Source organism: Acidovorax sp. GW823-FHT05D11 (genome assembly GCF_058795695.1).
The window spans coordinates 5,484,263-5,505,532 of the sequence record NZ_CM179502.1 but is presented as its reverse complement, the minus strand read 5'-3'; the positions used below and the strand labels follow the sequence as shown (position 1 = coordinate 5,505,532).

Genomic DNA, 21,270 nt, shown 5'->3' with positions numbered 1-21,270 from the left:
ACACTGACGCCATGCAACGTCGCCATTTCCTAGCCACCGCCGCCGCCTCGACTGCCGCCGCGGTGCTCCTGCCGGGTTGCGACAAGGCCCCTCGCGTCTTGGAAGGTGGCTTCACCGGCATCGACATGGCGCGCGGCCACCAGCTGCGCGACTGGCTCAAGACCGGCTCCTGGCCCGCGCCGGCCGTGGTGCGGCGCGCGCAGGTCATCATCGCGGGCGGCGGCGTGGCGGGGCTGGCGGCGGCGCGGTCGCTGCGGCTGGCGGGCATCGCGGACTTCGCGCTGCTGGAGCTGGAGGACAGCGCGGGCGGCAACAGCCGGGGCGGGGCCGTGCAGGGCATTGCCTGCCCGCTGGGCGCGCACTACCTGCCGGTGCCCGGCGACGATGCGCCCGAAGTGCAGGATCTGCTGGAAGAGCTGGGCTTGCGCCAGCGCGTGGCCGGCCGCTGGCGCTACGACGAGCGCCACCTGTGCCACAGCCCGCAGGAGCGCCTGTTCTTCGAGGGCGCATGGCAGGAAGGCCTGCTGCCGGTGCAGGGCGTGGACGATGCAACCCTGGCCCAGTACCGCCGCTTCGCGCAGGCCGTGGCGCAGCAGTCCAAGGCCGCGCGCTTCACCATGCCGGTGCTCAAGTCGCTGGACGCCAGAAAGCCCCTGGCACCCGCGCACCAGGCGCTGGACGCGGTGACCTTCGACGCCTGGCTGCAGCAGCAGGAGCTGGACGATCCGCACCTGCGCTGGTACCTCGACTACTGCTGCCGCGACGACTACGGCGCGGGCACCGCGCGCGTGTCGGCATGGGCGGGCATCCACTACTTTGCGAGCCGCCATGGTTTTCACGCCCCGGCCGAGGCCGCGGACGAGTCACGCGAAAGCGTGCTCACCTGGCCGCAGGGCAATGGCTGGATCACCCAGCGCCTGGCGGCCCCGCTGCAGAACAGTGCCCAAGGTGGCGGCCAGCTGCGCGCCGCCACCAGCGTATTGCGCATCACCGAGAACCGCCACGGCGTGGAGGTGGATGCCTTCAACCACGCCACCGACAGCGTGGAGCGCTGGCAGGCGCCGCGCTGCATCGTGGCGCTGCCGATGTTCATGGCGGCGCGCGTGGTGCAAAACCCGCCCGCGTTCCTCACCGGCGCCGCAAGGCGCCTGGGCTGGGCGCCCTGGCTCGTGGCCAACATCCACATCGACAGTGCCCTGACCGACAGGCCCGGCGCCGCCCCCGCCTGGGACAACGTTCTGTACGCCGACCCCACGGCGGGCGGCCTGGGCTACGTGAACGCCGGACACCAGCGCCTGGACGCGCGTGCCGTGCTCGCGGGGCCCACGGTGCTGACCTACTACCAGGCGCTGGGCGATGCTCCCGACGGCCGCCAGCAACTCGCCACCCAGCCCTGGCAGCACTGGGCCGATCCGATCCTGGCCGCACTGGCGGTGCCCCACCCCGACCTGCGCCAGCGTGCCACGCGCGTGGACATCACGCGCTACGGCCACGCCATGGCCATCCCCACGCCCGGGATGCTCGGATTTTTAAGTCAGATTGGCCTCCAGCGCTTGCCAGGAAAGCGCAGGCAGCTATCAAATGGCGAGCAAACGCCCTGGATTCCCACCCCCGCCACGGCGCGGCTGGCGTTCGCGCACAGCGACTGGTCGGGCTACTCGGTGTTCGAAGAGGCCTTCACGCGCGGGCACGGCGCGGGGCTGGTGGCGGCGGGCTGACCCCGATGGCCGGGCCTGAACTGCACATCCACGTGGCGCAGCAGCGATTGCACCTGGTGGTGGCCGGGGCCATCGAGCGCAGCTACCCGGTATCGACCGCCCTGAACGGCGTGGGCGAACGCAAGGGCAGCGGCTGCACCCCGCGCGGCCAGCACCGCGTGCGCGCCAAGGTGGGCGCGGGCTGCGCGCCGGGCACGGTGTTCGTCGGGCGGCGGGCCACCGGCGAGATCTATTCGCCCGCGCTGGCGGCACGGCACCCGGGGCGCGACTGGATCCTGTGCCGCATCCTCTGGCTGGCCGGCTGCGAACCCGGCGTGAACCGGGGCGGCGCGGTGGACACGCTGCGCCGCTTCATCTACATCCATGGCTGCCCGGAGGGCTCGCCCCTCGGGGTGCCCGCCTCGCACGGCTGCGTGCGCATGGCCAATGCCGACGTGATGGACTTGTTCGACCGGGTCGCCGTCGGCACGCTGGTGCGCATCGAGGAGGGCGCCGCCTCCTGACAGGGGACGGGCGCCATGACACCAGGCCCCACCCTTGCCAGGGGCGGCGCCCTCCGCGGTGTCAGCCGTCGATGGGGGTGCGGGGGGTGTCCAGCGTGAGCTGGTAGAACGCCGCATCCAGCCACCGCCCAAACTTGAAACCCACCTGGGGCATCGTGCCCGTGTGCACGAACCCCAGCTGCTGGTGCAGCCGGATGCTGCCTGCGTTCGCCGCGTCGATGCACCCCACGATGGCGTGGATGTCGGCGGCCTTCGCCCGCTCGATCAAGGCCCGCATCAGCCAGGCGCCCAGCCCGCGGCCCCGGCAGTCCTTGTGGACATAGACACTGTGCTCGACCGTGTACTTGTAGGCCGGAAACGCGCGGAACGTGCCCCACGAGGCAAAGCCCAGCAGCCTGCCCTGGGCATCGGCGGCCCCCAGCACCGGGAATCCGCCGGCCCGCTTGGCGGCGAACCAGCTGGCCATGGCCGACGGCGGGCGGGGCACATAGTCATACAGCGCCGTCGAGGTCACGATGGCATCGTTGAGGATGTCCAGAATGGCGCTGGCATGCGCTGGCTCGGTGCAGTCGATGAAATGGACGTCGGGAGAGGGCGTGGTGGTGGAGTTCATGGTGGCGGAGATGGACAAAGTGGCGGGAATCCGGTCAGCGGTGGCCGTGGGCGGCCACATCGCAGAGGGCGACCAGGTAGTGGGCCTCCTGGTCGGCGGGATTGGAAAAGACCAGGGGCTCCGTGAGCCGCACGGCCAGGCAGTCGCCCTTGCGCAGCACATGGAGCGTGTCTCCCTGCGAGATCTCCATGCGGCCTTTGAGCACCCACACCTGCTGGTGCAGCGAGCCGTCCAGCCGGCCGCCCTCGTAGGCCACGCGCGCGCCGGCGGGAAACCGCACCTCCGCCAGCTGCAGCGGCGAGGGCCACGCGGGGGGCGACACCTGCTTTCTCACATAGCCGGACTGCGGGTCCACCCACTCCACCTGGTCGCCATGCCGCACCAGCGGAGCGGCCCGCGCCGGGGTGGGCGGCGCCTCGCCGAACAGTTCGCCCAGCGACACGCCCAGCGCCGATGCCAGGCGGTCGAGCACCACCGCCGTCGGGTTGGTCTGGCCCCGTTCGATCACGGAGATCATCGAGCGGCTCACGCCGGAACGGGCGGCCAGGCTGTCGAGGCTGTCGTTGCGCGACGCACGCAGCCCATGGATGCGGCGGCCAATCCTGGCGCTGATGTCCTCGGCGGAGAGGGGCATTGGATTTCCATCAAATGGGATTTTGTCCATCATATTGGATTTTTGGCCGCGTCGGACCACCCGCCCGCACGGCAAGGGGGGTGTCCAGGTTTTCCGGTGCGTAGAAAAGAACGCGCGTGTGCCCTCCGTCACTTCCCTGTCACACCGCCCCGGCATCGTCCGCCTTTTGTTTCTTCAAAGTCGACGCATGTTTCACCTCTCACGCATTGCTGCTGGCGCCACCTTGGCCTGCGCTGCCCTGGTTCCTTCCCACGCCCAGCAGGCCTACCCCGCCACGCTGGCGGGCCACGCCGTGCTGCCGGCCTTCACGCTGATCGCCGCGCCCAAGGACGCCCCGCAGGACCTGCAGGCCAGCGGCAAGTTCACCACCCCGCGCCGCGTGGAGGCCGTGGGCACCGTGATGGGCCAGTCGGGCGGGCGCGACACCGGCGTGTCCGTGCCCTTCAGGGGCCAGCCCATCCAGGGCCATTCGGGCATCAAGCGCATGGCCGACGGCTCGTTCTGGATCCTCACCGACAACGGCGCGGGCGCCAAGGCCAATTCGCCGGATTTCATGCTCTACCTCAACCACTACGCCGTGGACTTCAAGAGCGGCCAGTTCAACCGGATCAAGACCGTGTTCCTGCACGACCCGGACAAGAAGGTGCCGTTTCGCATCACGCACGAAGGCACGGAACAGCGCTACCTGACCGGTGCCGACTTCGACCCCGAGAGCTTCCAGTTCGCGGGCGGCGCGCTGTGGATCGGCGACGAGTTCGGTCCCTCCCTCATCAAGGCCGACCTGAACGGCAAGGTGCTGGGTGTGTTCGAGACCAAGGTGGACGGCAAGGTGGTGCGCTCGCCCGACGCCCCCGGCGTGCTGATGCCCGGCGCGCCGGACGCCAAGCCCACGCCGTTCGAGGTCAAGCGTTCCAAGGGCTACGAAGGCATGGCCGCGTCCAGGGACGGCAGCAAGCTCTATGCGCTGCTGGAAGGCGCGCTGTGGAACGAGGAGGCCAAGGCGTATGAGAACGTGGGCGGCAGGCAGTACCTGCGGGTGCTGGAGTTCGATGTGAAGTCCGAGCAGTGGACGGGCCGCCACTGGAAGTACGTGCTGGAGGCCAACCACCACGCGATCGGCGACTTCAACATGATCGACAACACCACGGGTTTGATCATCGAACGCGACAACGGCGAAGGCACAGCCGACAAGGCCTGCCCGGAAGGCCACAAGCGCACCGACTGCTTCCACGACCTGGCCAAGTTCAAGCGCGTCTACAAGGTCGAGATGAGCGACGCCAACGTGGGCGGCGAGATCCGCAAAGTGGGCTACATCGACCTGATGAATATCCAGGACCCGCAGCGCCTGGCTCGGAAGCCGCTGAACAACGGCGTGCTCACCTTCCCGTTCTTCACCATCGAGAACGTGGACGTGGTGGACGGCACACACATCGTCGTGGGCAACGACAACAACCTGCCCTTCAGCAGCAGCCGCGAGCCGAACAAGGCCGATGACAACGAGCTGGTGCTGCTGGAAGTGGGCGAACTGCTGCGGGCCAGGTAGGGGCAAGCCGGTCGGCGCATGCCGGGAGCGGGCTGATGATGCCTTGGCGCCCCGGCCCGCGCACCCCGCCCTGCGCTGCGTTACGTTGAGCGGCCGATCAGGGGCCGGAGAGGCGGGTGCGCTGATCGATGAATCGCCACCAGCTATCCAAAGAGGAGCGAGTGACGCGGCTTCGCCGCGGGCCCGCCTGCCCGCCCGCTGGCGCTCAGTGCGCCGCGTCCATGCGCAGCTTGTACGCCACGCCATCGCGCCCGGGGTCGGCGCCGCCGTGCAGGCCGTCGGGCTGCACCTGCACGCCGTGCACCCAGCCAATGGTGTAGTTGTAGGGGTTGCGGCCGACCGCGTAGCCCTGGGCTTCGAGCGCGCGCGTGGTGTGGCGCGGGATGCGGTTGCACACGTCGATGGCGTTGCTGGTGGACGAAAACCGCGGCGCCGACACGGCGGCCTGCATCTCCATGCCGTGGTCGATCACGTTGAGCAGCACCTGCAGCACGCCCATGGCGATCTGCGTTCCACCCGGTGCGCCCAGCACGATGTCCAGCCCGCCGTCCTTGAACGTCATGGTGGGGCAGGACGACGTGAAGCGGCTCTTGCCCGGCTGGATGCTGCCCGCACGGCCCGGGCGCGGGTCGAACACACCCATGCAGCCGTTGTACAGGAAGCCCATGCCCGGCGTGATGATGCCCGAGGGCATGGCCAGCGAGTGCGTCATCGACACGGCGTTGCCGTCCGCATCGACCACGCTCAGGTGCGTGGTGTCGCGTGGCACGGGCGCGCCGGGGTTCACGCGCTCCACGCTGAAGCGCTGGCCCGCGCGGATCTGTTCGGCCGCCTCGCGGGCCATGTCCTTGGACAGGAGCTTGTCGAGCGGCACGTCGAAGAATTTCGGATCGCCGATGCAGCGGTCCTTGTCGGCCGTCGCCTTCTTCATCGCCTCGCACACCAGCCGGATGTATTCGGGGCTGTTGTGCTCCATGCCGCGCAGCTCGAAGTGCTCCAGGATGTTGAGCATCTCCAGCAGCATGGCGCCGCCGCCGGGAGGCTGGTTGGTGGTGACGGTGCGGTCGCGGTAGCTGCCCACCAGCGGCGGGTTGCGCGTGACCTCGTACCGGGCCAGGTCCTCGAGCGTGATCAACGCGCCCAGCGACTGCAGGTGCGCGATCATCTTCTGGGCCAGATCGCCCCGGTAGAACGGCTGCGAGCCCTCTTCGGCGATCTGGCGCAGCACGCTGGCCATGCCAACGTTCCGCAGCGGCGTGCCGATGGGCTTGGGGCGGCCATCGGGGCGGCAGTACAGGTTGCGGCTGTCCTCGCAGTACTGCAGCCGCTCCAGGTTGCCGACGCGGCCCATGGCGGGCTCGTCGATCCAGAAGGCGTGCATGCCGGGGCGCACAAAGAAACCGTCCGAGGCCCAGCGGATCGCGGGCTCCACCACCTGCTTCCACGGCAGGCGGCCGTGCGCCTGGTGCATGGCTTCCAGGCCCTTGAGCGTGGCGGGTGTGCCAATCGACTGGGGGCCGATGTCGTTGACGCGGCCTGTCAAGATGAAGCCGAAGCCGTCCTTGGTCTCGCCTTCGAGCAGGTGCTCCCACATGTTCTCCCGGGCTGCCAGCGGCGCGGGCGAGTGGAAGTCGAAATACTCATGCACCCGGGCGCCGGGTAGGTACACCGCGGCCGTGCCAAAGCCCGCAATGCCGCACATCAGCGGATCGACCACCGTCTGGGCCAGGGCGCAGGCGACCGCCGCATCCACGGCATTGCCGCCGGCGCGCAGGATGTCGATACCGGATTCGGCGGCCTCGGGCTGCGGGCAGACCACCATGGCTTCTTTTTTCATAGCATTCAAGGGCGAACCCCGTGCGGCATCAGTGACACGGCACGGGGTGGATTGAGAGAGAGGGGCTTGCGGGGCGCGGGCTTACTTGGCGCTGAGGTTCAGCTTTTCGAGCGTGGGGCCCCAGGCCTTGGCGTCGCGCACCGTGGTTTCCATGACCAGCGACGCAGGCCCGGACACGGCGATCACGCCCATGGTCTTGAGCTTGGCCTGCACTTCGGGGCTCTTGTGGAAGCTTTCCGTGGCCTTGTTGAGCTTGTCCACGATGTCGGCCGGCGTGCCGGCGCGCGCCACCACGGCGCTCCATCCCAGGGAGTCAAAACCCTTCACGCCCAGCTCGCCCAGGGTGGGCACATCGGGCAGCTCGGGTGCGCGCTGGGGGGACAGCACGGCCAGCGCATTGAGTTTCTTGGCCTTGATGTGCGGCAACGCTGTGCCATACACCACGCCCATCAGTTCGGTCTGCCCGCCCATGGTGGCCATGACGCCGTCGGCTTCGCCCTTGTAGGGGATGTGGGTCATCGAAATGCCCAGCGCTTCATTCACCAGTTCCACGGCGAGGTGGGTGGAATTGCCCAGTCCGGCGGACGCGAAGTTGAGCTTGCCGGGGGCCGCCTTGGCCTTCTCCGTCAGGTCTTTCAGCGTCTTGATGCCCGTGGCGGGATTGGCCGACAGCACGATCGGCACGGTGGTCAGCATGGCCACGCCCGTGAAATCCTTCTCGGGGTTGTAGGGCAGGGGTTTGTAGGTGAACTGGTTGAGCACCATGAGCGACACGCTGCCGTACAGCAGGGTGTAGCCGTCGGTGGGGGCGCTCAGCGCGTTCTGTGCGGCAATGAGCCCCCCTGCGCCGGGCTTGTTTTCCACCACGATGGTGCCGCCCAGGGCCTTGCCGGCATGTTCTGCCCACAGGCGCGCGATCGTGTCGGAGCTGCCGCCCGCCGCCTGCGAGACCACCAGGCGCACGGGACGGTTTGGGTAGGCGCCTTGCGCATGCGCGGCGGTGGCCGTGACGGCTGCGGCAGCGACGCCCATCAGTAGCCTGGAGACGTTGTTGATTGTGTTGAACACGGTGACCTCGACGGGGAAGTTACAGAAAAGATGAGCACATTGTCATGACGAATACTGCTGATTGCCTAGTGAAAAGGCAGAATGGGGCCATGAGGATTTGTTCATGATTGATCGTTCGGAAGGCACGTCCTGGGCGCGGCGCATCAAGGTCCGGCACCTGGAGTCGTTCCTGGTGCTGGACGAGGCGGGCACGCTCACGCTGGCGGCGGCGCGGCTGCACATGACGCAGTCGGCCATGTCGCACTGGCTGGCCGAGATGGAGGGCGTGGTGGGCTCGGCGCTCGTGGTGCGTGGGCGCAAGGTGCAGCTCACGCCCGCCGGGCACCTGCTCAAGCGGCTGGCCATCAACGTGCTGGGCGACATTGCCCGCACGGGCCGGGAGATGCACGCCATGGCCGAGGGACGCGTGCCGCGCCTGAACGTGGGCAGTGTCTGGGCGGGTATCGCCGGCGGCCTGCCCGAGGCCGTGAGCGCCTTTCAGCAGGACCATGCCGATGTGGCCGTGTCGATCCACGACGGGCCGTTCGACCATCTGCTCAAGGGGCTGGAGACGGGCGCGCTCGATGCCGTGATCGGCGTGCTCGATGCGCGGGCCCACCGGCCGGGGCTGGACCACCAGGTCCTGTTTGACGACCAGGTGGCCGTCGTCATCGGGCACGGCAGCAAGTACTGGTCGCGCAGCGCGGGGCTGGGCTTCGCGGACGTGCTGCACGAAAACTGGGTCATGCCGCCCAGCGGCACGCTGACGCGCATCCAGATGGATGCCTACCTGATCGCGCAGGAGGCCTCATGGCTGGTGCCGAAGGCCGAGACGGCGTCGCTGGCCATGATGCAGGCGCTGTTGCACAAGGGCGACTATGTGGGCGTGTGTTCGGAATCCATGGCCGACTACATGGCGTCGCTGGGGCTGTTCAGGAAGATCGCCATCGACTCCAGCATCCGCTTCGGGCCCATCACCGTGGTCTGGCACCGCGAGCGTGTCTCGGCCACGCTCATGGACTTTGTCGGCTGCCTGGTGGGCCACGCGCGGCGTGCGCCCCCGCTGGCGCACAGCCCGTAGGCGCGGCGGGACCGCGCCGCCCCGGCGCGCGGGGCCGGGTGGCAAAATTGAAGGCCCTCCCCTCTGCCACCTACCCGGAAACCGCGCCATGTTCACAGGCATCGTCCAAGCCACGGCAGGCATTGCCGCCATCCACGATCGCGCAGGCCTGCGCACCTTCACGCTCGACTTCCCGGAAGGCTTCTGCCAGGACCTCGCCATCGGCGCCAGCGTGTCCACCGACGGCGTGTGCCTCACGGTGACGGAAATCCTCTCGCCCACGCAGGCCAGCTTCGACGTGATGCTGCAGAGCCTGAACATCACCACGCTGGGCGGCTACCAGCAGGGCGACCGCGTGAACGTGGAACGCGCGGCCAAGGACGGCGCCGAGATCGGCGGCCACCCGCTGTCGGGCCATGTGGACTTCACCGGCACGCTCATCGAGCGCCGCGAGTTCGACAACAACCTGGTGTGGCGCGTGGCCGTGCCCGAGGCGTTTCGCCGCTACATCTTTGCCAAGGGCTACATCGCCATCCACGGCGCGAGCCTCACGGTGGCCGAGGTGAACCGGCAGGAGGGCTGGTTCGAGATCTGGATGATTCCCGAAACGCGCCGTGCGACGGTGTTTGAACACAAGAAGGTGGGCGACCCGCTCAACATCGAGATCGAGCGCAGCACCCAGGTGGTGGTGGACACTGTGCGCGAGGCCGTGCAGGAAAGCCTGGGCCGGCTGCAGCCGGTGCTGGAAGCCCTGCTCAGGGAAAAGGGCCTGTCGCTCGACGACTTCGTGCAGCCGCCGGTGTTGCCGCATTGAATGGAACACGTCCGGGCCCCTGGCGTGGTGGCCCCTTCCGATGATCCGATGACGAGGGTGCGCCCCCTGGCCGTCGCCGACCTGCCCGGCCTGCTCGCGGTGCAGCTGGCCTGCTATGGCGCGGGCTTCGTGGAGAGCGGCGAGGTCTTCGCGGCCCGCCTGGCCAGCCCGGCCAACTGCTCGCTGGTGCTGGAGCGCGCGGGCGTGGTGTGCGCCTATCTGGCGGCCTACCGGTCGGTGATGGGCAAGGTGACGCCACTGCATGGCGGCTTCGAGGCCGTGCCGCAGCCCGATACGCTCTACCTGCACGACATGGCCGTGCTGCCCGGCTGCGCGGGCCAGGGCCTGGCCCGTGCGCTGCTGCAGCCGATGTGGGAAGGGGCGCGGGGCCAGGGCCTGCGGCACACGGCGCTGGTGTCGGTGCAGGGCTCGCAGGCGTACTGGGAGCGGCAAGGCTATGCCGTGCAACCCCTGGCCGATGCGGCGCAGCGCGAACGGCTGGCGAGCTATGGAGACGGCGCGGTCTACATGGTACGTGCACTCGCTCCCTGACCGGCGCTCCCCTGCGCCATGACCCAGTCGCGAAAGCGGCGCAGCGCGGGGTCGATCAGGGCTTCGGGCCGGTACACCAGGTGGTAGGCCAGCGGCGCCGGAAGGGGCTTGCAGTGCACGCAGACCAGCTCGCGCGCGTCCAGCTCCTGCTGCACGAGCGCACGCCTTGCCAGCGCAAACCCCCGCCCGGCCACGGCGGCCTCGATGGCCGCGTTGGAATGCGCGAACACCACGCCGCCGTCGCAATCCACGCCCGCCACGCCGTGCGCCTCGCACCACAGGCGCCAGTCGCCACGGTGCTCGTCGTGCAGCAGCCGGGCGCTGGTGATGTCGGCCACGCGCGCCGATCGGCGCGGCGCGAGCAGGCGCGGGCTGCACACGGGCACCAGGTCGTCGGCCACCAGCACCTCGGAGCGCAGGCCGGTGTATGCACCCTGCCCATGGCGCACGGCAAAGTGCACGCCTTCGGCCGCGAGGTCCACCGCGCGGTTGGTCGTGCCCACGTGCACGTCCATGTCCGGATGCTGCTGCAGGAAGCCATGCAGGCGCGGCACCAGCCACTGCACGGCGAAGCCCGGCGTGCAGCTCACCAGCACCACGTGCCGCCGGTTCGTCGACGCGATGCGCGAGGTGGCATGCCCGATCAGGGCCAGGCCCTCGGCACAGGCCACCTGGTAGTCGCGCCCGGCCGCCGTGAGCGCCAGGCCGCGCGGCTGGCGCTCGAACAGCGCGCAGCCGAGGAACTCCTCGAGCTTGCGCACCTGCTGCGAGACGGCGCCGGGCGTGACATGCAGCTCCTCGGCCGCGCGCCGCACGCTGGCGTGGCGGGCCGTGGCCTCGAAGAAGCGGACGGCGATCAGGGGCGGCAGGCGCATGGTGCTTGTATAGCGTGGCTAAACGGGTGTGCAGGATAAATGGTTTGCCGCCACGGCACCATGCCCCGAAGATGCCGGGCATGAACCTCCCCAGCCTGCTCCGTCTTTTCGCCCTGGCCGCCCTGTGGGGCGGCAGCTTTCTCTTCATGCGCATCGCCGCGCCGGTGTGGGGGGCGGTGCCCACCGCGTTCGGCCGCGTGGTGCTGGGCGCGGCGGGGCTGCTCGCGCTGCTGGCGGTGGTGCGGCTGCGGCCCGCGTTCGGGGGCAAGCTGGGCGCCGCGCTGGTGCTGGGCGCCATCAATTCGGGCATACCGTTCCTGATGTTCGCGCTGGCCGCGCGCGTGCTGCCAGCGGGCTACAGCGCCATCCTCAATGCCACCACGCCGCTCATGGGCGTGGTGATCGGTGCGCTGGCATTCGGCGAGCGCCTCACGCCCGCCCGCGTGGGCGGCGTGCTGCTGGGCATGGCGGGCGTGGCGGTGCTCGCGCAGGCGGGGCCGGTGGCGCTCAGCGCGCCGGTGCTGGGCGGCATCGCCGCCTGCCTGGTGGCCACGGCCTGCTACGGCCTGGCGGGCTTTCTCACGCGGCGCTGGATCACGCAGCGCGGCGGGCTCGACAGCCGCCTGGTGGCGCTGGGCAGCCAGTGGGGGGCCGTGCTCGCGCTGGCGCCGTTCGCCCTGTGGGAGGCGGCGCACCAGCCGGTGGCCACCTGGCTCGCGGCCGGCCCCGCCGTCTGGGGCGCGATGCTGGCGCTGGGCCTGCTGTGCACCTCGGCCGCCTACGTGCTGTATTTCCGGCTCATCGCCGACGTGGGGCCCGTCAAGGCGCTCACCGTGACCTTCTTGATCCCGCTGTTCGGCGTGGCCTGGGGCTGGCTGGTGCTGGGCGAGGTGGCCACGCTGGCGCACGCCGCCGGCGGCGTGCTGATCGCGCTGGCGCTGTGGCTGGTGCTGCGGCCCGCACCGGCCCCGCAGCGCTGAGCGCGGCACGGCGCTGCGAAGGGCGATGCCGGCCGCGGCAGCGCGCGTCATGGCCCGTGGTCATAATGCGCGCCATGCCCCACCGCTGGAAACCCAACGTCACCGTGGCCGCCCTCATCGAGCGCGATGGCCGTTTTTTGCTGGTCGAGGAAGAGACGACCGACGGTCTCAAGCTCAACAACCCCGCCGGCCACCTGGACCCGGGCGAATCGCCCATCCAGGCCTGCGCGCGCGAGGTGCTGGAAGAGACGGCCCATGATTTCGTGCCCACGGCGCTCGTGGGGGTGTACATGAACCGGTTCACCAAGACGCGCACGGGCGACGACATCACCTACATGCGCTTTGCGTTCGCCGGCACCCTGGGCACGCACCATGCGTGGCGCCCGCTGGACGCGGGCATCGTGCGTTCGGTCTGGATGACGCTGGACGAGATCAGGTCCTGCGCCGACCGCCACCGCACGCCGCTGGTGCTGCAGTGCATCCAGGACTACCTGGCCGGGCAGCGCTTTCCGCTGGACTTGATCCATACCGACCCCAGCGTGCTGCAGATGCCGGACACGGCGCGGCCCTGAGGCCCGGGACTGCCGCATCCTCTTCACCGGCGTGCCCACGGGACGCCGTGCAGTGCCTCAAGGGAGTGATTCTTCCCCCCTCTACTCCGCCGTGAGCTTGCGCTCCTTGATGATGGTGGCCCACTGGGTCGATTCCTTCTTCATGAAGGCCGTGAGTTCGGCGCGCGTGGTGGGCTGGGGCGTGAGGCCATGCTTGTTGAGCGCCTCTTTCACGCCCGCGTCGTTCAGCACCTTCACGATCTCCTGGTTCCAGCGTTCCAGCAGCGGCACCGGCGTTTTGCCCGGCGCCACGAAGGCGTACCAGTTGAGCGCCTCGAAGCCGGGAAAGCCCGATTCCGCCACGGTGGGGATATTGGGCAGATAGGCCGGCCGCGTGAGGCCCGTGGTGGCCAGCGGGATCAGCTTGCCCGTTTCGACATGTGGCAGCGCGGTGGGGGGCGCGGCAAAGTACGAGGTGACGCGTTCGCCCAGCAAATCCTGCAAGGCGGGTGCCCCGCCCTTGTAGGGCACATGGGTCATGTCGATGCCCGCGCGCTGGTTGAACAATTCGCCCGCCAGGTGGGATGCCGAGCCCGCGCCCGTGGAGGCGAAGTCCACGCTGCCGGGCTTCTTCCTGGACAGCTGCACGAATTCTGCGAGCGTCTTCGCGCCCGCAGCCTTGTGCACCACCAGCACGTTCGGAAAGTTCACCCCGCCCGACACCGCCGCCAGGTCCTTGAACGGGTCGTAGGTGAGCTTCATCAGGTGCGGCGCGATGGTGAGCGGCCCCACCGAGCCCAGCAGCAGCACCGTGCCGTCCGGCGCCGCATTGGCCACGAACTGGTGTGCGATGTTGCCGCCCGCCCCGCCCTTGTTGTCCACCACCACCGACTGGCCGATGTTCTCGGAGAGCTTCTTGGCGATCAGGCGGGCGGCCGCATCGGCCGCGCCGCCCGCGGCAAAGCCCACGACCAGGGTGACGGGCTTCTTGGGCGGAAAGTCTTGCGCGGCGGCGCCGAAGGCCAGGGGCAGGATTGCCAGCGCCAGGGCGCATTGCAGCAGGGTTCGTTTGGGGGTCATGGGGTCTCCTTCATCGTGGGTTGTGTGGTGTCAGTGAATCAATCAGCGCCCAGCCCGATGGGGTTGGGCTGGCGCTTTTCCACCGCATGGCGCAGCAGCGATGCGGTGCGGAAAATGCCGTGCGCGAACTTGCCGTAGGGCAGGGTGGCGAACAGCGCCATCACCGCGCCCAGGTGCAGGCACAGCAGCAGCGGCAGGGCGGGCGTGCCGCGCGCGGCCCAGAGCAGCAGGCCGCTGGTGGCGGTGAGGAACAGCAGCGCGATGAAGGCGCGGTCCATGGGCTTTTGCGCGGCGTCGCCATGCTGTGGGTGACGGCGCAGGTTCAAGCGCCACAGGCCCGCCGTGCCGATGGCAAGGCTGATGCCGCCCACGCCGCCCAGCAGCTTGGGCAGGCTGGGCAGGTCGTACGGTGCGGGCGCGCCCAGCAGGTAGTGGTACAGCGTGGCGACGCTGGTGGCGGCAAAGCACAGCATGAAGCCGTAGAACGTGAGGTGGTGAAACCGCCGGCGCGACAGGGTGTAGGCATCGTCCTCGTTGTGACAGCCGTCGCCATGGCCGCCGTCCAGGTATTTCAGGCGCAGCACCGCGTCGGCGGCCTCGACCGTGGCGGGCGCGCTCAGCGGCGCGCCGCTGGTGGCGGGCGTCACGTCGCGCCAGAAGCGGCGCACGCCCAGGCCCAGCGCCAGCGTGGCGAACAGGAACACCGGCGCGAACAGGCCCACGAGCAGGTTGTGCGGGAAGATGCCGTAGAAGCCACCCACGGGCGACTGCCACAGCGCACCCAGGCCCTGGCCATGCAGCGCTACGGCCAGCACCATGAACAGCGTGAGGCCTGCCACCAGGGCCAGTGCCAGGGTCAGCCCGTTGCGCTGGTAGAGCGCACCGAGCGCCGGGGGCCAGGCGTAGTCGGTGTAGGTCTGCCCCCGCACCTGGGCCATGGCCTGCGGTACGTTCACCGCAAATTCATGCGGCGGCGCGTATTGGCAGGCGTGCAGGCAGGCACCGCAGTTGTGGCACAGGTTGGCAATGAAGTGGATGTCGGCCTTGCCAAACTCCAGCCGCCGCGTCATGGCGGGGAAGACGGCGCAAAAGCCCTCGCAGTAGCGGCAGGCGTTGCAGATCTGCAGCTGGCGCGCCACTTCGGTTTCGGGGGCCGACAGCACGATGTTGCCGTTCGCCAGCGCCCGGGCGTCGCGCGTCAGGGCTTCAAGCGTTTGCATCACTAACTCCTGTTTTCATAGCTGCTGGCGCTTTGTGGATAAGCGCTGGAGCCTGTTTGGATGCCAAGGCGGCCTGTGTTCCCGCGATGCGCCCGAAGGCCGTGCCGATGCTCATGCCCACCCCGGCCGTGTAGCCCTTGCCCAGCACGTTGCCGGCCATCATTTCGCCGGCCACGAACAGGTTGGGGCTGGGCGCGTCGCCAAAGCGCACGGCGGCGGTGTCGTCGGTGCGCAGGCCCAGGTAGGTGAAGGTCACGCCGGGCCTGAGCGCGTAGCCGTAGAACGGGCCGGTGGCGATGGGCCGCGCCCAGTGGGTCTTGGCGGGCGCGATGCCCTCGGTGTGGCAGTCGTCCAGCGTGGTGTGGTCGAAGGTGCCCACGCGGCAGGCGGCGTTGTAGCTGTCCAGCGTGCGCATGAAGCGGTCCACGGGCAGGCCGAGTTGTTGCGCCAGCTCGGGCAGGGTGTCGGCCTTCACGCCCGGGAACACGGGCGGCATGAAGCGGCCGATGGCCTGGGTGTCGATGACCGAGTAGCCGATCTGCCCCGGCTGCTGCGCCACCAGGCGGCCCCAGATCGCGTATCGCTTGGGCCAGAAGTCCTCGCCCTCGTCGTAGAAACGCTCGCCATCGCGGTTGACCACCACGCCCAGCGACACGCAGTCGATGCGCGTGCAGATGCCGCCGTCGTACAGCGGCGCGCGCGCGTCGATGGCCACCATGTGCGCCTGCGTGGGGTCGCCGATGCGGTCGGCGCCGTGGTCGTCGAGCAGGTGGCGCAGCAGCACGCCCCGGTTGTAGGCCGTGCCGCGGATGAGGAAGTTGTCCGACGGCCACTCGCCGCGTTCGTTCTGGCCCCAGGCCTCGCGCAGCCATTCGCGGTTGGACTCGAACCCGCCCGCCGCGAGCACGCAGCTCTTGGCCGTGATGCGCTCGCCGCCGGCCAGGTGCGCCGCGACGAAGCGGCCGTTGTCGATGTCCAGGCGCTCCACCGGGGCTTCGTAGCGCACCCGCACGCCCAGCGCCTCGGCGCTGCGGTAGTAGGCATTGACCAGCGCCTTGCCCCCGCCCATGAAGAACGCGTTGGTGCGCGCCACGTGCAGCGTGCCGGCCAACGCGGGCTGAAAGTGCACGCCGTGGCGGCGCATCCAGGGCCGGCAGGTGCTCGACTCGCGGATCACCAGGCGCGCCAGGTGTTCGTTGGTGAGGCCGCCCGTCACCTTGAGCAGGTCTTGCCAGAACTCTTCTTCGGGGTAGGCGCTGACCAGCACGTCCTGCGGCGCGTCGTGCATGCAGCGCAGGTTGCGGGTGTGGGCCGAGTTGCCGCCGCGCCAGGCGCGTGGGGCCGATTCGAGCAACAGCACGCTGGCGCCCGCCTCGCGCGCCATCAGGGCGGCGCACAGGGCGGCATTGCCGCCGCCGATGACGAGCACATCAACCACAGCGTCGCCGCTCATGGCCGGTAGCTCCAGGCCCTGCGCTGTGCGTGGGGGAATGAAGAAGGGGTTTTGGGGCCCATGGGGTGTCTCCTGGCGAGGTCGCCGTGTCGTTCATCGTGGTGATGGCGACTGTAGGGAGACGTGGGCCCTCCGTGCAGCAGGCTCAGGTCATGGGGGTATCACGGATCGAGATGGCAGCGCGTGGCAGGTTCAAGCGGGCGCGCCCTCGCCACCGATCCATGTCGTTCCGAACCACTGGCCGGTGGCCACGAGTTGGCGCACGCAGTCGGCCACCACCACGCGCGTGGCCAGCGCGGCGGGCGAGAGCTCTTCATCGGGCAGGCTGCACAGCAGGTTGACGCGGCGCGCGGGCGCGTCGGTCAGGCGCGCGCACTGGAAGCGCAGGGCGGCATCCGGGTAGCGGCCCATGGCGGCCCAGGGCTGCACGGTGGAGCCCAGGCCCGCGTCCACGGCGGCCATCACCATGGCGAGCGAGTCCACCTCCAGCACCACGTGCGGCGCCACGCGGTCGCGCGCGAAGGCGGTGTCCAGCGTGCTGCGCAGGCCGTGCGGGCCGGTGGGCAGGATCAGGGGTTCATGGACCAGTTCGGCCACCGTCAGGGTCTCGGGCAGCTGCCGGCCGCCGGGGTTGCCGGGGCCGCTGCGCGCGCAGATGAGGAACAGGTCTTCCTCGAGCAAAGGCGCCATCTCCCAGCGGCGCGCGCCGCTGGCCTGGCGCGCCTGGTGCAGGCGGGTGTCGAACAGCACGGCCAGGTCCAGCTCGCGCGCGTTGAGCATGGCCGTGAGGTGGCCCGACATGCTCTCGACCATGTGCAGCCGCACGTCGGGGTAGCGCGCGCGCATGGCCTGCATCAGCGGCAGGCCCAGCACGCTCGACGTGGTGGGCGCCAGGCCCACGGTGACGGTGCCCGACAGCCGCGCCTGCTGCGCGGCGCGCACAGCCTGGTCGGCATGGCGCAGGGTGAGCTGCGCCTCGCGGAAGAAGGCCAGCCCCGCCTCGGTGGGCGCCACGCCGCGCGGCGTGCGGTGCAGCAGGCGCGTGGCCAGCTCGCCCTCCAGCCGGGTGATCTGCTGGCTCAGCGCGGACTGCACCACGTCCAGGTCCAGCGCGGCGCGGCTCATGGAGCCGCGCTCCACCACGCGCACGAAGTAGCGCAGTTGTCTCAGTTCCATCGGGGTCCTCGGGGCCGCGGCCATCACGGCGCGTGATGGGGCGGATGTTCGCACATTCCGCCGCGACCGGGGTTTTGGTCGAAATAGGCCTGTAGCGCTTTATCCATAGGCGCTGACAGCTACTGTTTTGATAGTATCTGGCGCCCGGCCGCTCACACCCCGCCCGGCAGCAGCGCCGCCAGCGCCTCGCGCATCCAGCGCGCGATGAGCTGCTGGCGCTCGCGCGGCATGCGGTCCACGGTGGATGCCACGCTGATCGCGGCCACGGGCTCGCCGGCCGCGTTGCGCACGGCCATGCCGGCGGCCAGCACGCCCTGGGTGGCGTGGTTGCCCACCACCGACCAGCCGCGCTCGCGCGTGGCGCGCACCAGGATGGCCAGGCGCTCGGGCGTCATGCCGCCGTAGCGCGGCAGCGCCTGCGCGTTGGCGGCGATGGCGGCCTGCATCTCGGCATCGGGCAATGCGGCCAGCAGCGCCAGGCCCGCCGCGCCCACGCCCAGCGGCTGGCGCGTGCCCACCTGGATCACGAGGATCTGCACCGGGTGCGTGCCCACGTGGCGGGCGATGCAGTGCGAAGTGGGCCCCTCGCGCACGATGGCGAAGGCCGCATCGCCGCAGGCGCGGCTCACGCGCTCCAGCACGGGCGCCAGGCGCATAGCCATGTTGGGCTGGCCCGCGGGCTCGGCCATGGCCGCAAGGCGCGGGCCCGCCACGTAGCGAAAGCGCCCGCGCTGCGCCACATAGCCGCTCTCCAGCAGCGTGGCCAGCAGGCGGTAGACGGTGGCGCGCTCCAGCCCCGCCGCGCGGCACAGGTCGACCACGCGCGCGCCGTCGCGGCCCTGGGCCAGCACGGCGTCCAGCACCTGCAGGCCCCGGCGCAGCGTGCGGCTGCCGGGGTCGTCGGGGGCTTCGGGCGGGGGTGGAACGTCCGGCAGACGGACGTTTCGATTCGCAGGTCGGGAGGGCATGGGAAAGAATTTGTCCGTCGATGCAACCAGCGCGCAGTGTGCCGCAGAGCCACGCCGCCGGGGCGCCCAGACGGATTTTCAGACACACCAGGAGACAAGACATGACCTCGCACACCACCCCCTCTGCCATGCCCTACACGGCTCCGCGCCGGCGCCTGCTGGCCCTGGCCGCCGCCATCGCCTGCACCGCCGCCCTGCCCCTGCAGGCCCAGACCGCCAGCGCCACGGGCTGGCCCGCCAAGCCCGTGAAGCTCGTCGTGGGCTATGCAGCCGGCGGCGCCACCGACGTGATCGCGCGCCTGGTGGCCGCCAGGCTCGGCGACCAGCTCGGCCAGCCCGTGTTGGTGGACAACCGCGCGGGCGCCAACAGCAACGTGGGCGCCGAGGCCGTGGCGCGCTCGCCGGCCGACGGCTACACGCTGTACGTCTACACCATCGCCAACACCATCAACGCCACGCTGTACCCCAAGCTCGGCTACGACCCGGTCAAGGACTTCGAGCCCATCGGCATGATCGCCAGGATCCCGAACATCCTGGTGGTCAACCCCAGGCTGCCCATCAAGAACCTGACCGACTACGTGCGCTACGCCAAGGAGTCCAAGGACGGCATCACCTTCGCGTCTTCGGGCAGCGGCTCGTCCATCCATCTCTCGGGCGAGATGTTCAAGATGCAGTCCAGGCTCAAGATGCTGCACGTGCCCTACCGGGGCAGCGCGCCTGCCGTCACCGACTTGCTGGGCGGCCAGGTGGATTCGATGTTCGACAACACGCCCTCGGCGCTGCCGCATGTGCAGACGGGCAAGCTGCGCGCCATTGCCATCACCAGCGCCCAGCGCTCGCCCTTGCTGCCGGATGTGCCCACGCTGGCCGAGTCGGGCTATGCGGGCTTCGACGTGCAGTCGTGGTTTGGCCTGGCCGCACCGGCGGGCACGCCGCGCGCCGTGGTCGAGCAGGTCAATGCGGCCCTGAACAAGGTGCTGGCCCAGCCCGAGGTGCGCAACCGCCTGCAGGAGCTGGCCGCCACGCCCGATGGGGGCACGCCCGACAAGATGCGCAGCTTTGCCGCCGCCGAGATCAAGCGCTGGCGCGAGGTCGTCAAGGAATCGGGCGCATCGGCCGAGTAATACGCAACCTCCCGCAACCTCCCCTGCCGCCCCTATGTTCCCCATCGACTTCTTCTGGCGGGCCGCCCAGCGCTGGCCCGACCGCATCGCCATCGACGCGCCCGAGGGCGCCATCCGCTACGACGCGCTGGCCGCCCGCGTGGCGGCGCTGGCGGCGGGTTTCACCGCCATCGACCCCACACCCCAAAGCCGCGTGGGCATCTGCGCGGGCAACAGCGCCGACCACATCGCCGCGCTGCTGGCCGTGCTGGCCTGCGGCAAGGTGTGGGTGCCGCTCAACCCCAAGAGCACCCGGCCCGAGATCCGCCGCATCATCGATGCGACCGAGCCCTCCATCCTGGTGCTGGACGCGGCCTGCGCCGAGCTGCTCGACGGCGCGCCTGGCTTCCACCTGCCGACCGCAGGCTTGGCGGACCTTGCAGCCGCGCATGCCGGCGCGCCGCGCCCCGTGATCGATCTGCCGGGCGACGCGACCCAGGCCATCAAGTTCACGGGCGGCACCACGGGCGCGCCCAAGGGCGTGATGCAGCCCTACCGCGCGTGGATGGCCAACATCACCAACCAGATCCACGCCTGGGGCTTCGACGAGCACGAGCGCTACATCGTGGCCGCGCCCATCACGCACGGCACCTCCACCTACCTGCTGCCCATCCTGGCGCAGGGCGGCTGCCACGTGGTGCTGGCCGGCGCGGGCGCCGAGGCGGTGCGCACGGCCTTCCGCGAGCGCGGCGGCACGGTGTGCTTCATGCCGCCCACGCTGGTCTACATGCTGATGGCGCTGCCCGGCGTATCGCGCGCGGACTTTCCGCGCCTGCGCCGGCTCATCTACGGCGGCGCGCCCATGCCACCCGAGAAGATCCGCCAGGTGCGCGACTTCTTCGGCCCCGTGCTGGGCACCACCTACGGCCAGACCGAGGCGCCGCAGATCCTCACCGTGATGCAGCCCGGGGACTTCGAGGACCCGGCCAACTGGGCGGCCGTGGGCCGCACCACCTGGTTCAGCGACGTGGCCATCATGGCGCCCGACGGCCGCCTGCTGCCCCCGGGTGAGGTGGGCGAGGTGGTGGCGCGCGGCGACCTGCTGATGACCGGCTACTGGCGCCTGCCCGAGAAGACCGCCGAGACCCTGGTGGACGGCTGGCTGCACACGGGCGACCGCGGCCTTATCGACGAGCGCGGTTACCTCTACCTCAAGGACCGGCTCAAGGACATGGTGATCACCGGCGGCTTCAACGTCTACCCCGTGGATGTGGAGAACGCGCTGGGCCAGCACCCGGCCGTGCACGAATGCACCGTGTTCGGCCTGCCCGACGACAAGTGGGGCGAGACCGTGCAGGCCGCCGTGCAATTGCGCCCCGGCGCGCAGGCCAGCGAGGCCGAGCTGATCGCCTTCGTGCGCGAACGCCTGGGGCCGGTGCAGACGCCCAAGCACGTCCATTTCCACGAGAGCCTGCCGCGGTCGCCCGTGGGCAAGGTGCTCAAGTCCGCCGTGCGCGATGCGGCACTGGCCGCTACGGCCTGA

At 70.0% G+C, this 21,270-nt stretch carries 20 protein-coding genes; 10 read left to right on the top strand and 10 right to left on the bottom strand.

Annotated elements, in window-relative coordinates:
* Positions 1–11: 11 nt before the first annotated feature.
* Positions 12–1,718 carry an NAD(P)-binding protein gene (locus tag AC3RCE_RS25370; protein ID WP_492254217.1) on the top strand — a complete coding sequence of 569 codons (1,707 nt, stop codon included), beginning with the start codon at positions 12–14 and terminating at the stop codon, positions 1,716–1,718.
* A 5-nt stretch (positions 1,719–1,723) separates the two neighbouring features.
* Positions 1,724–2,221 (top strand): L,D-transpeptidase, encoded by a 498-nt coding sequence (locus AC3RCE_RS25365; protein ID WP_218297067.1) that lies wholly within the window; start codon positions 1,724–1,726, stop codon positions 2,219–2,221.
* A gap of 61 nt (positions 2,222–2,282) precedes the next feature.
* On the opposite strand, the gene AC3RCE_RS25360 is transcribed toward AC3RCE_RS25365, so the two are convergent.
* Positions 2,283–2,834, bottom strand: coding sequence for a GNAT family N-acetyltransferase (locus tag AC3RCE_RS25360; RefSeq protein WP_492254216.1), 552 nt, complete (start codon positions 2,832–2,834; stop codon positions 2,283–2,285).
* Between the two features lie 34 nt (positions 2,835–2,868).
* The gene (locus tag AC3RCE_RS25355; protein WP_218339391.1) at positions 2,869–3,468 is read right to left on the bottom strand and encodes a helix-turn-helix domain-containing protein; all 600 of its coding nucleotides are present in this window, start codon (positions 3,466–3,468) and stop codon (positions 2,869–2,871) included.
* A 187-nt stretch (positions 3,469–3,655) separates the two neighbouring features.
* On the opposite strand from AC3RCE_RS25355, the gene AC3RCE_RS25350 reads away from it, so the two are divergent.
* On the top strand, positions 3,656–5,011 hold the full coding sequence (locus AC3RCE_RS25350) for an esterase-like activity of phytase family protein (protein ID WP_492254215.1): 1,356 nt from the start codon (positions 3,656–3,658) through the stop codon (positions 5,009–5,011).
* A gap of 205 nt (positions 5,012–5,216) precedes the next feature.
* On the opposite strand, the gene ggt is transcribed toward AC3RCE_RS25350, so the two are convergent.
* Both ggt and AC3RCE_RS25340 read right to left on the bottom strand, forming a co-directional pair.
* Entirely contained in the window at positions 5,217–6,848 is a 1,632-nt protein-coding gene (ggt, locus tag AC3RCE_RS25345) for a gamma-glutamyltransferase (protein ID WP_369640879.1), read from the bottom strand.
* Between the two features lie 81 nt (positions 6,849–6,929).
* On the bottom strand, positions 6,930–7,880 hold the full coding sequence (locus AC3RCE_RS25340) for a Bug family tripartite tricarboxylate transporter substrate binding protein (protein ID WP_492255439.1): 951 nt from the start codon (positions 7,878–7,880) through the stop codon (positions 6,930–6,932).
* Between the two features lie 139 nt (positions 7,881–8,019).
* Between AC3RCE_RS25340 and AC3RCE_RS25335 the strand changes: the two genes are divergently transcribed.
* The 3 genes from AC3RCE_RS25335 (at position 8,020) to AC3RCE_RS25325 (ending at position 10,321) form a co-directional block, all read left to right on the top strand.
* Positions 8,020–8,976, top strand: a complete 957-nt coding sequence (locus AC3RCE_RS25335; RefSeq protein WP_218297072.1) for a LysR family transcriptional regulator — start codon at positions 8,020–8,022, stop codon at positions 8,974–8,976.
* 88 nt (positions 8,977–9,064) lie between these two features.
* Complete coding sequence (locus tag AC3RCE_RS25330) at positions 9,065–9,769, top strand: riboflavin synthase subunit alpha (protein WP_218297073.1); 705 nt, start codon at positions 9,065–9,067, stop codon at positions 9,767–9,769.
* 48 nt (positions 9,770–9,817) lie between these two features.
* Positions 9,818–10,321, top strand: coding sequence for a GNAT family N-acetyltransferase (locus AC3RCE_RS25325; protein ID WP_218339394.1), 504 nt, complete (start codon positions 9,818–9,820; stop codon positions 10,319–10,321).
* On the opposite strand, the gene gcvA is transcribed toward AC3RCE_RS25325, so the two are convergent.
* Positions 10,294–11,196 (bottom strand): transcriptional regulator GcvA, encoded by a 903-nt coding sequence (gene gcvA, locus AC3RCE_RS25320; protein WP_369640877.1) that lies wholly within the window; start codon positions 11,194–11,196, stop codon positions 10,294–10,296. The two genes, AC3RCE_RS25325 and gcvA, sit on opposite strands and share 28 nt — an antisense overlap.
* 80 nt (positions 11,197–11,276) lie before the next feature.
* Between gcvA and AC3RCE_RS25315 the strand changes: the two genes are divergently transcribed.
* Both AC3RCE_RS25315 and AC3RCE_RS25310 read left to right on the top strand, forming a co-directional pair.
* Complete coding sequence (locus AC3RCE_RS25315; RefSeq protein WP_218297075.1) at positions 11,277–12,176, top strand: DMT family transporter; 900 nt, start codon at positions 11,277–11,279, stop codon at positions 12,174–12,176.
* A 74-nt stretch (positions 12,177–12,250) separates the two neighbouring features.
* On the top strand, positions 12,251–12,748 hold the full coding sequence (locus tag AC3RCE_RS25310) for an NUDIX hydrolase (RefSeq protein WP_218339396.1): 498 nt from the start codon (positions 12,251–12,253) through the stop codon (positions 12,746–12,748).
* Between the two features lie 81 nt (positions 12,749–12,829).
* Here the strand turns inward: AC3RCE_RS25310 and AC3RCE_RS25305 are convergent, their stop codons facing one another.
* The 5 genes from AC3RCE_RS25305 to AC3RCE_RS25285 form a co-directional block, all read right to left on the bottom strand.
* The gene (locus tag AC3RCE_RS25305) at positions 12,830–13,807 is read right to left on the bottom strand and encodes a Bug family tripartite tricarboxylate transporter substrate binding protein (protein ID WP_218339397.1); all 978 of its coding nucleotides are present in this window, start codon (positions 13,805–13,807) and stop codon (positions 12,830–12,832) included.
* A 38-nt stretch (positions 13,808–13,845) separates the two neighbouring features.
* Positions 13,846–15,027, bottom strand: a complete 1,182-nt coding sequence (tcuB, locus tag AC3RCE_RS25300; RefSeq protein WP_369640875.1) for a tricarballylate utilization 4Fe-4S protein TcuB — start codon at positions 15,025–15,027, stop codon at positions 13,846–13,848.
* Positions 15,014–16,480, bottom strand: coding sequence for an FAD-dependent tricarballylate dehydrogenase TcuA (tcuA, locus tag AC3RCE_RS25295; RefSeq protein ID WP_492254214.1), 1,467 nt, complete (start codon positions 16,478–16,480; stop codon positions 15,014–15,016). Before tcuA ends, tcuB begins: the two co-directional genes overlap by 14 nt.
* Before the next feature lie 192 nt (positions 16,481–16,672).
* On the bottom strand, positions 16,673–17,656 hold the full coding sequence (locus AC3RCE_RS25290) for a LysR family transcriptional regulator (RefSeq protein WP_218297080.1): 984 nt from the start codon (positions 17,654–17,656) through the stop codon (positions 16,673–16,675).
* Between the two features lie 152 nt (positions 17,657–17,808).
* Positions 17,809–18,624, bottom strand: a complete 816-nt coding sequence (locus AC3RCE_RS25285; protein WP_218297081.1) for an IclR family transcriptional regulator — start codon at positions 18,622–18,624, stop codon at positions 17,809–17,811.
* Positions 18,625–18,725: 101 nt separating this feature from the next.
* Here AC3RCE_RS25285 and AC3RCE_RS25280 point away from each other — a divergent pair, with 101 nt between their 5' ends.
* Both AC3RCE_RS25280 and AC3RCE_RS25275 read left to right on the top strand, forming a co-directional pair.
* Positions 18,726–19,748, top strand: coding sequence for a tripartite tricarboxylate transporter substrate binding protein (locus AC3RCE_RS25280; RefSeq protein ID WP_492254213.1), 1,023 nt, complete (start codon positions 18,726–18,728; stop codon positions 19,746–19,748).
* Between the two features lie 34 nt (positions 19,749–19,782).
* Complete coding sequence (locus AC3RCE_RS25275; protein WP_492245141.1) at positions 19,783–21,270, top strand: class I adenylate-forming enzyme family protein; 1,488 nt, start codon at positions 19,783–19,785, stop codon at positions 21,268–21,270.

Bases quoted from the DNA above. Each gene is read 5' to 3' on its own strand.
- AC3RCE_RS25370 (WP_492254217.1), top strand. From the start codon at position 12: ATGCAACGTCGCCATTTCCTAGCCACCGCCGCCGCCTCGACTGCCGCC.
- AC3RCE_RS25365 (WP_218297067.1), top strand. From the start codon at position 1,724: ATGGCCGGGCCTGAACTGCACATCCACGTGGCGCAGCAGCGATTGCAC.
- AC3RCE_RS25360 (WP_492254216.1), bottom strand. From the start codon at position 2,834: ATGAACTCCACCACCACGCCCTCTCCCGACGTCCATTTCATCGACTGC.
- AC3RCE_RS25355 (WP_218339391.1), bottom strand. From the start codon at position 3,468: ATGCCCCTCTCCGCCGAGGACATCAGCGCCAGGATTGGCCGCCGCATC.
- AC3RCE_RS25350 (WP_492254215.1), top strand. From the start codon at position 3,656: ATGTTTCACCTCTCACGCATTGCTGCTGGCGCCACCTTGGCCTGCGCT.
- ggt (WP_369640879.1), bottom strand. From the start codon at position 6,848: ATGAAAAAAGAAGCCATGGTGGTCTGCCCGCAGCCCGAGGCCGCCGAA.
- AC3RCE_RS25340 (WP_492255439.1), bottom strand. From the start codon at position 7,880: ATGGGCGTCGCTGCCGCAGCCGTCACGGCCACCGCCGCGCATGCGCAA.
- AC3RCE_RS25335 (WP_218297072.1), top strand. From the start codon at position 8,020: ATGATTGATCGTTCGGAAGGCACGTCCTGGGCGCGGCGCATCAAGGTC.
- AC3RCE_RS25330 (WP_218297073.1), top strand. From the start codon at position 9,065: ATGTTCACAGGCATCGTCCAAGCCACGGCAGGCATTGCCGCCATCCAC.
- AC3RCE_RS25325 (WP_218339394.1), top strand. From the start codon at position 9,818: ATGACGAGGGTGCGCCCCCTGGCCGTCGCCGACCTGCCCGGCCTGCTC.
- gcvA (WP_369640877.1), bottom strand. From the start codon at position 11,196: ATGCGCCTGCCGCCCCTGATCGCCGTCCGCTTCTTCGAGGCCACGGCC.
- AC3RCE_RS25315 (WP_218297075.1), top strand. From the start codon at position 11,277: ATGAACCTCCCCAGCCTGCTCCGTCTTTTCGCCCTGGCCGCCCTGTGG.
- AC3RCE_RS25310 (WP_218339396.1), top strand. From the start codon at position 12,251: ATGCCCCACCGCTGGAAACCCAACGTCACCGTGGCCGCCCTCATCGAG.
- AC3RCE_RS25305 (WP_218339397.1), bottom strand. From the start codon at position 13,807: ATGACCCCCAAACGAACCCTGCTGCAATGCGCCCTGGCGCTGGCAATC.
- tcuB (WP_369640875.1), bottom strand. From the start codon at position 15,027: ATGCAAACGCTTGAAGCCCTGACGCGCGACGCCCGGGCGCTGGCGAAC.
- tcuA (WP_492254214.1), bottom strand. From the start codon at position 16,480: ATGAGCGGCGACGCTGTGGTTGATGTGCTCGTCATCGGCGGCGGCAAT.
- AC3RCE_RS25290 (WP_218297080.1), bottom strand. From the start codon at position 17,656: ATGGAACTGAGACAACTGCGCTACTTCGTGCGCGTGGTGGAGCGCGGC.
- AC3RCE_RS25285 (WP_218297081.1), bottom strand. From the start codon at position 18,624: ATGCCCTCCCGACCTGCGAATCGAAACGTCCGTCTGCCGGACGTTCCA.
- AC3RCE_RS25280 (WP_492254213.1), top strand. From the start codon at position 18,726: ATGACCTCGCACACCACCCCCTCTGCCATGCCCTACACGGCTCCGCGC.
- AC3RCE_RS25275 (WP_492245141.1), top strand. From the start codon at position 19,783: ATGTTCCCCATCGACTTCTTCTGGCGGGCCGCCCAGCGCTGGCCCGAC.